Here is an 8,060-nt window from a genome sequence, read left to right on the forward strand (position 1 = left end):
CGACGAAACGCCTCCCATTCAGGGGAAGGTAAAAAAGAATGCGAAGAAGAACGGGACAAGTTTCATGTAATTTTCCTTTGGCTACGACAGTAAAGTACCTGTACTGTTTTCACCCTGTCAACAAAAAACGCGCCCGAAGGCGCGTTGGCGATACACTCAATGTAAGGGACTACTCTTCTTCTGCTTCGACGAAGTTGGCGTCTTTTACTGAAGTTGTTGCACGACGGGCTTCGCCTTTGTGCTGCACTTTATTGAGCTGCCGTTCCAGCTTGTTGATCAAATCGTTAATTGCGGTGTACATATCTTCGTGTTTTGCGCTGGCGACCAGATGTCCGTTCGGTGTATTGATGGTGGCATCAGCAATGAAACCCTGTGGCTCCTTGGACAGGACGATATGTGGATTAATCAGATGAGTTTGCCATTTATCTAATTTGGCGAGACGGTCTGCGACATGCTGGCGAATTGCCGGAGTAATTTCCATTTGTTTACTGGTAATGTTCATTGTCATAAATTTTACCTCTTGTCTTTCCCGTCTTGGTGATTCCAGCATACCGTTCCTAATGTCAAAATGTGTGATTTAAATCACATTTTTTTGTCGCTTTTTGTCAAGAAAACCTTTTTGTGAGGCACCGCAGGAACAGGTGATTTATTACTTGAGGAATACCTGAAAGCAGGCCATATTTGACTGGATGCGTTGCAGCTAAACCGCTTCAGTTACAGCGTCAACGGATAAAAAAACGGCAGCCCAAAGGCTGCCGTTTTGCATTTACAGATAAATCAGGTGTTGCTGCTGTTGGCGGCAATAATTTTCGCCACTTTTTCGGCCTGTGCATTCATCTGCATCTGGCGATAGGCGTTTTCCATCAACGGTAGAGCATCACGTGTTGCCTGTGTATCCGGGAAATCGCGCAGCATTCCTTCCACTCGGTTCACAACTGCAACCCATGCGCCACGTGCAGTGTAGTATTCAGCAACGGAGTACTCATACTTAGCCAGGCGATCTTTCAGGAAGACCAGTCGTTTGGTGGCATCCGTCGTGTACTGGCTATTCGGATAACCGCGTACCAGTTTGGAAAAGTCATTAAACGCAGCTCGGGCATGCTGAGGATCGCGATCGCTGCGATCGACACCAAAGAATCCTTGCAGTGCGCTATCATCCAACGCCATATTGGTCAGGCCACGCATGTACATGACGTAATCAATGTTAGGATGTGTCGGGTTCAGGCGGATAAAACGATCGATAGCAGCCTGAGCAAGTGGCAGATCGGCGTTTTTGTAGTAGGCGTAGATGAGATCTAATTGCACCTGCTGAGAATACGGTCCAAATGGATAACGGTTATCCAACGCTTCCAATTGCGTTATTGCCTGTTTCCAGTTACCGTCCTGCAGCTTTTGCTGAGCAGTCGCGTAAATTTCATTTGGCGGATTATCGGGCACCTCTTCCTTTGAACCAGAGCAACCCGCCAAAAACAGGCTCAACGTGGCTGCTGCCACCAGATATTTCATGCGCGTCATGACGTTTTGACTTTCCTCAAAATGTTTTACGGGAGATTCTCTGTTCCTGCTCCCGGTTAAGACCAGCTACAATAGCACACTATATTAAACGGCAAAGCCGTAAAACCCAACGTTAAACGAAGAAGCAGTTTATGGCACAACGAGTAGAACTCACCGCAACAGTCTCCGAAAATCAGCTCGGTCAACGCTTAGATCAGGCTTTGGCCGAATTGTTCCCTGATTATTCGCGTTCACGCATAAAAGAATGGATCCTCGATCAGCGCGTGCTGGTAAATGGTCATCTTTGCGATAAACCGAAAGAAAAAGTGTTAGGTGGAGAACGAGTCTCCATCAATGCTGAAATTGATGAAGAAGTCCGTTTTGAAGCTCAGGATATCCCGTTGGATATCGTTTATGAAGATGATGACATTCTTGTCATCAACAAATCACGTGACCTCGTGGTACATCCGGGCGCCGGTAATCCGGATGGTACGGTACTGAATGCGTTACTGCATTACTACCCGCCAATAGCGGATGTTCCGCGGGCCGGTATTGTGCACCGCCTGGATAAAGACACGACCGGATTAATGGTGGTGGCAAAAACCGTTCCGGCACAAACGCGTCTGGTAGAGTCGTTGCAGCTGCGTGAAATCACGCGTGAATATGAGGCTGTGGCAATCGGTCATATGACTGCGGGTGGTACGGTTGAAGAACCGATCAGTCGTCATCCAACCAAACGTACGCATATGTCAGTCCATCCAATGGGTAAACCGGCGGTGACTCACTATCGTATTATGGAGCACTTCCGTGTGCACACGCGTCTGCGGCTGCGTCTGGAAACCGGACGTACGCACCAGATCCGCGTGCACATGGCGCATATCACCCATCCGTTGGTGGGCGATCAGGTTTACGGTGGTCGTCCACGCCCACCGAAAGGCGCATCGGACGAATTCATTTCTACGCTGCGTAAATTTGATCGTCAGGCACTGCATGCCACCATGCTGCGCCTGTATCACCCGATCTCTGGTATCGAAATGGAATGGCACGCGCCGATTCCACAAGATATGGTTGATCTGATCGCGGTGATGCGTGCCGATTTCGAAGAACATAAGGATGATGTTGCCTGGTTATGAGTAAGCTAATTGTCCCGCAGTGGCCGCTGCCACAAGGCGTCGCAGCCTGTAGTTCTACACGTATTGGCGGTGTCAGTATGCCGCCTTATGATTCGCTGAATCTGGGGGCCCATTGCGGCGATAACCCGGAGCATGTTGAAGAGAACCGCAATCGGCTGTTGGCTGCGGGCAATCTGCCTTCGAAACCCGTCTGGCTAGAACAGGTTCATGGTAAAGATGTCCTCAAGCTTAGCGGCGGGCCTTACTCTTCAAAGCGTGCAGATGCCTCCTGGAGCAATACGCCAGGCACCGTATGTGCGGTGATGACGGCGGACTGTTTGCCAGTGCTGTTCTGTAACCGAGCAGGAACGGAAGTCGCGGCGGCCCATGCGGGCTGGCGCGGGCTATGTGCGGGTGTCCTGGAAGAGACGGTGTCGTGTTTTACTGATAAACCTGAAAACATTATTGCCTGGTTAGGGCCGGCGATTGGCCCGAACGCTTTTGAGGTGGGACCAGAAGTCCGCGAAGCGTTTATGGCAATAGATCCGCAAGCGGAAAGCGCATTTCAGGCTCGCGGTGAAAAGTATTTGGCAGATATCTATCAACTAGCGCGCCAGCGTCTGGCAAATGTCGGGGTTGAGAACCTCTACGGAGGCGACCATTGCACCTTCAGCGAAAGTGAGACTTTCTTCTCTTATCGTCGCGACAATACCACGGGTCGTATGGCAAGTTTTATTTGGCTGATATAACCTAAAGAATCAAGACGATCCGGTACGCGTAATTTTCTTTTCACATAATTCAGGTCATTCACCTTGAATAATTGAGGGATGACCTCATTTAATCTCCAGTAGCAATTTTGACCTGTTATGGGAGGAGTTATGCGTCTGGATCGTCTTACTAATAAATTCCAGCTTGCTCTTGCCGATGCCCAGTCACTCGCATTGGGGCACGACAACCAATTCATCGAACCACTTCATCTAATGAGCGCCTTGCTGAATCAGGAAGGGGGATCGGTACGTCCTTTATTAACGTCTGCTGGCATTAATGCCGGCCAGTTACGTACAGCTATTGATCAGGCGTTGAGCCGTTTACCGCAGGTAGAAGGTACCGGCGGTGATGTGCAGCCTTCTCAAGAACTGGTGCGTGTACTGAATCTTTGCGACAAGCTGGCGCAAAAGCGTGGGGACAACTTTATTTCGTCAGAACTGTTCGTTCTGGCGGCGCTTGAGTCGCGCGGTACGCTGACAGATTTATTAAAATCAGCGGGGGCGACGACCGCCAATATCACTCAGGCAATTGAACAGATGCGTGGAGGTGAAAGCGTGAACGACCAAGGGGCTGAAGACCAACGTCAAGCCTTGAAAAAATATACTGTTGATCTGACCGAACGTGCCGAACAGGGCAAGCTCGATCCGGTTATTGGGCGTGATGAAGAAATTCGTCGTACCATTCAGGTACTGCAACGTCGTACTAAAAACAACCCGGTATTAATTGGTGAGCCTGGTGTCGGTAAGACGGCAATCGTTGAAGGCCTTGCTCAGCGAATCATTAATGGTGAGGTGCCAGAAGGTTTAAAAGGCCGTCGCGTACTGGCGCTGGATATGGGCGCGCTGGTGGCTGGGGCGAAATATCGTGGTGAGTTTGAAGAACGTCTGAAAGGTGTTCTGAACGATCTTTCGAAACAGGAAGGCAACGTCATTCTGTTTATCGATGAATTGCATACTATGGTAGGTGCAGGTAAAGCGGATGGCGCAATGGATGCCGGGAACATGCTGAAACCAGCGCTGGCGCGTGGGGAACTTCACTGCGTGGGTGCCACGACGCTCGATGAATATCGTCAGTATATCGAAAAAGATGCTGCGCTGGAGCGTCGTTTCCAGAAAGTGTTTGTCGCTGAGCCTTCAGTAGAAGACACCATTGCCATTCTGCGTGGTTTGAAAGAACGTTACGAACTGCACCACCACGTGCAGATAACTGACCCGGCAATTGTTGCAGCAGCGACGCTGTCCCATCGCTATATCGCTGACCGTCAGCTACCGGATAAAGCCATCGATCTAATCGATGAAGCCGCGTCCAGCATTCGTATGCAGATTGACTCCAAGCCGGAAGAACTGGACCGACTCGACCGCCGAATTATCCAGTTGAAACTGGAGCAGCAGGCGTTGATGAAAGAGTCTGATGAGGCGAGCAAGAAACGCCTTGATATGCTCAACGAAGAGCTGGACGAGAAAGAACGTCAGTATTCTGAGTTAGAGGAAGAATGGAAAGCGGAAAAAGCGTCACTCTCCGGAACGCAAACCATCAAGGCTGAACTGGAGCAGGCGAAAATCGCGATTGAACAGGCTCGTCGTGTTGGCGACCTGGCGCGGATGTCCGAATTACAATACGGTAAAATTCCTGAGCTGGAAAAACAGCTGGAAGCAGCCACCCAGTCCGAAGGCAAAACGATGCGTCTGTTGCGTAATAAAGTGACTGATGCGGAAATTGCTGAAGTGCTGGCGCGCTGGACGGGGATCCCGGTCGCCAGAATGCTGGAAGGTGAACGTGAAAAACTGCTGCGGATGGAGCAGGAACTGCATAGTCGCGTCATTGGGCAGAATGAGGCGGTCGAAGCTGTTTCTAACGCTATTCGCCGTAGCCGTGCTGGGCTGTCCGATCCTAATCGCCCGATTGGTTCGTTCCTGTTCCTTGGACCAACCGGTGTGGGTAAAACTGAACTGTGCAAAGCGCTGGCCAACTTTATGTTCGACAGCGATGACGCAATGGTACGTATCGATATGTCCGAGTTTATGGAGAAACACTCCGTGTCTCGTCTGGTAGGGGCGCCTCCGGGATATGTCGGTTATGAAGAAGGTGGATACCTGACGGAAGCAGTGCGTCGTCGTCCTTATTCGGTCATTTTGCTGGATGAAGTTGAAAAAGCGCATCCGGATGTGTTCAATATTCTGCTGCAGGTACTTGATGACGGCCGCCTGACTGACGGGCAGGGGAGAACGGTTGACTTCCGTAATACGGTAGTGATTATGACCTCTAACCTCGGTTCAGACTTGATTCAGGAACGTTTCGGTGAACTCGATTACGGCCATATGAAAGATCTGGTGCTGGGAGTTGTGAGCCAAAACTTCCGTCCGGAATTCATCAACCGTATAGATGAAGTTGTTGTATTCCATCCTCTTGGGGAACAACACATTGCATCTATTGCCCAGATTCAGTTGCAGCGTCTGTACAAACGTCTGGAAGAACGTGGCTATGAAATCCACATTTCTGATGAGGCGCTTAAACTGCTGAGTGCGAATGGCTACGATCCTGTTTACGGGGCGCGTCCATTGAAACGTGCTATTCAGCAGCAGATCGAAAACCCGCTGGCACAGCAAATCCTGTCTGGTGAGCTGATGCCGGGCAAAACGATTCGCCTGGAAGTGAATGACGATCGTATTGTGGCAGTGCAGTAAGCCGCAAAACATCAAAAACGGGTCCGTCAGGACCCGTTTTTGTTTAAAAAGAAGGCTCTAATGGGTTTGTATCACATATATTGATTGAAAAGTAATCGATTGATAGGTTTTTTATATTTTTAACTTGTCAGCCTGAAATAACTCCCTATAATGCGCCTCCACTGACACGGAACAACGGGCTACAGGCCGCCGGGTCAGCGGGGTTCCACTGAGAACTTCGCGGAGAAAAGCAAAAATAAATGCTTGACTCTGAAGCGGGATGGCGTAATATGCACACCCCGCGCCGCTGAGAAAAAGCGAAGCGGCACTGCTCTTTAACAATTTATCAGACAATCTGTGTGGGCACTCAATGATACGGATTCTTAACGTCGCAAGACGAAAAATGAATACCAAGTCTCTGAGTGAACACGTAATTCATTACGAAGTTTAATTCACGAGCATCAAACTTAAATTGAAGAGTTTGATCATGGCTCAGATTGAACGCTGGCGGCAGGCCTAACACATGCAAGTCGAACGGTAGCACAGAGGAGCTTGCTCCTTGGGTGACGAGTGGCGGACGGGTGAGTAATGTCTGGGAAACTGCCCGATGGAGGGGGATAACTACTGGAAACGGTAGCTAATACCGCATAACGTCGCAAGACCAAAGAGGGGGACCTTCGGGCCTCTTGCCATCGGATGTGCCCAGATGGGATTAGCTAGTAGGTGGGGTAACGGCTCACCTAGGCGACGATCCCTAGCTGGTCTGAGAGGATGACCAGCCACACTGGAACTGAGACACGGTCCAGACTCCTACGGGAGGCAGCAGTGGGGAATATTGCACAATGGGCGCAAGCCTGATGCAGCCATGCCGCGTGTATGAAGAAGGCCTTCGGGTTGTAAAGTACTTTCAGCGAGGAGGAAGGTGTTGAGGTTAATAACCTCAGCAATTGACGTTACTCGCAGAAGAAGCACCGGCTAACTCCGTGCCAGCAGCCGCGGTAATACGGAGGGTGCAAGCGTTAATCGGAATTACTGGGCGTAAAGCGCACGCAGGCGGTCTGTCAAGTCGGATGTGAAATCCCCGGGCTCAACCTGGGAACTGCATCCGAAACTGGCAGGCTAGAGTCTTGTAGAGGGGGGTAGAATTCCAGGTGTAGCGGTGAAATGCGTAGAGATCTGGAGGAATACCGGTGGCGAAGGCGGCCCCCTGGACAAAGACTGACGCTCAGGTGCGAAAGCGTGGGGAGCAAACAGGATTAGATACCCTGGTAGTCCACGCCGTAAACGATGTCGACTTGGAGGTTGTGCCCTTGAGGCGTGGCTTCCGGAGCTAACGCGTTAAGTCGACCGCCTGGGGAGTACGGCCGCAAGGTTAAAACTCAAATGAATTGACGGGGGCCCGCACAAGCGGTGGAGCATGTGGTTTAATTCGATGCAACGCGAAGAACCTTACCTACTCTTGACATCCAGAGAACTTAGCAGAGATGCTTTGGTGCCTTCGGGAACTCTGAGACAGGTGCTGCATGGCTGTCGTCAGCTCGTGTTGTGAAATGTTGGGTTAAGTCCCGCAACGAGCGCAACCCTTATCCTTTGTTGCCAGCGGTCCGGCCGGGAACTCAAAGGAGACTGCCAGTGATAAACTGGAGGAAGGTGGGGATGACGTCAAGTCATCATGGCCCTTACGAGTAGGGCTACACACGTGCTACAATGGCATATACAAAGAGAAGCGACCTCGCGAGAGCAAGCGGACCTCATAAAGTATGTCGTAGTCCGGATTGGAGTCTGCAACTCGACTCCATGAAGTCGGAATCGCTAGTAATCGTGGATCAGAATGCCACGGTGAATACGTTCCCGGGCCTTGTACACACCGCCCGTCACACCATGGGAGTGGGTTGCAAAAGAAGTAGGTAGCTTAACCTTCGGGAGGGCGCTTACCACTTTGTGATTCATGACTGGGGTGAAGTCGTAACAAGGTAACCGTAGGGGAACCTGCGGTTGGATCACCTCCTTACCTTAAAGAACC

At 50.7% G+C, this 8,060-nt stretch carries 6 protein-coding genes, 1 rRNA gene and 1 other annotated feature (1 of these 8 cut by a window edge); of the genes, 4 read left to right on the forward strand and 3 right to left on the reverse strand.

Translation table 11 applies throughout. The features are described from left to right. Positions 1 to 67 (reverse strand) — a sequence feature (Phe leader region); it reaches 59 nt to the left of the window's first position. From pheL to bamD, 3 genes are all read right to left on the reverse strand, one after another. After that, positions 19 to 66 (reverse strand): pheA operon leader peptide PheL, encoded by a 48-nt coding sequence (pheL, locus tag OGY01_RS08850; protein ID WP_100250063.1) that lies wholly within the window; start codon positions 64 to 66, stop codon positions 19 to 21. Its footprint overlaps the feature before it by 48 nt. Positions 68 to 169: 102 nt before the next feature. Further along, positions 170 to 508 carry a ribosome-associated translation inhibitor RaiA gene (gene raiA, locus OGY01_RS08855; protein ID WP_045446346.1) on the reverse strand — a complete coding sequence of 113 codons (339 nt, stop codon included), beginning with the start codon at positions 506 to 508 and terminating at the stop codon, positions 170 to 172. A gap of 269 nt (positions 509 to 777) precedes the next feature. Next, on the reverse strand, positions 778 to 1,515 hold the full coding sequence (bamD, locus tag OGY01_RS08860; protein WP_136345265.1) for an outer membrane protein assembly factor BamD: 738 nt from the start codon (positions 1,513 to 1,515) through the stop codon (positions 778 to 780). 131 nt (positions 1,516 to 1,646) lie between these two features. Between bamD and rluD the strand changes: the two genes are divergently transcribed. The 4 genes from rluD to OGY01_RS08880 all read left to right on the forward strand — a co-directional run bounded on the left by rluD (position 1,647) and on the right by OGY01_RS08880 (position 8,048). Further along, positions 1,647 to 2,627, forward strand: a complete 981-nt coding sequence (gene rluD / locus OGY01_RS08865; RefSeq protein WP_286492924.1) for a 23S rRNA pseudouridine(1911/1915/1917) synthase RluD — start codon at positions 1,647 to 1,649, stop codon at positions 2,625 to 2,627. After that, positions 2,624 to 3,355: a purine nucleoside phosphorylase YfiH gene (yfiH, locus tag OGY01_RS08870; RefSeq protein WP_286492925.1), complete on the forward strand. Its 732-nt coding sequence runs from the start codon at positions 2,624 to 2,626 to the stop codon at positions 3,353 to 3,355. Before rluD ends, yfiH begins: the two co-directional genes overlap by 4 nt. Positions 3,356 to 3,484: 129 nt before the next feature. Then, entirely contained in the window at positions 3,485 to 6,058 is a 2,574-nt protein-coding gene (clpB, locus tag OGY01_RS08875) for an ATP-dependent chaperone ClpB (protein WP_045446336.1), read from the forward strand. 448 nt (positions 6,059 to 6,506) lie between these two features. Continuing rightward, positions 6,507 to 8,048: ribosomal RNA gene (locus tag OGY01_RS08880) — 16S ribosomal RNA — on the forward strand. The last annotated feature ends 12 nt before the right edge of the window (positions 8,049 to 8,060 follow it).

The sequence above is a fragment of the Citrobacter sp. Cm038 genome, from assembly GCF_030333105.1.
Taxonomy (GTDB): domain Bacteria; phylum Pseudomonadota; class Gammaproteobacteria; order Enterobacterales; family Enterobacteriaceae; genus Citrobacter; species Citrobacter murliniae.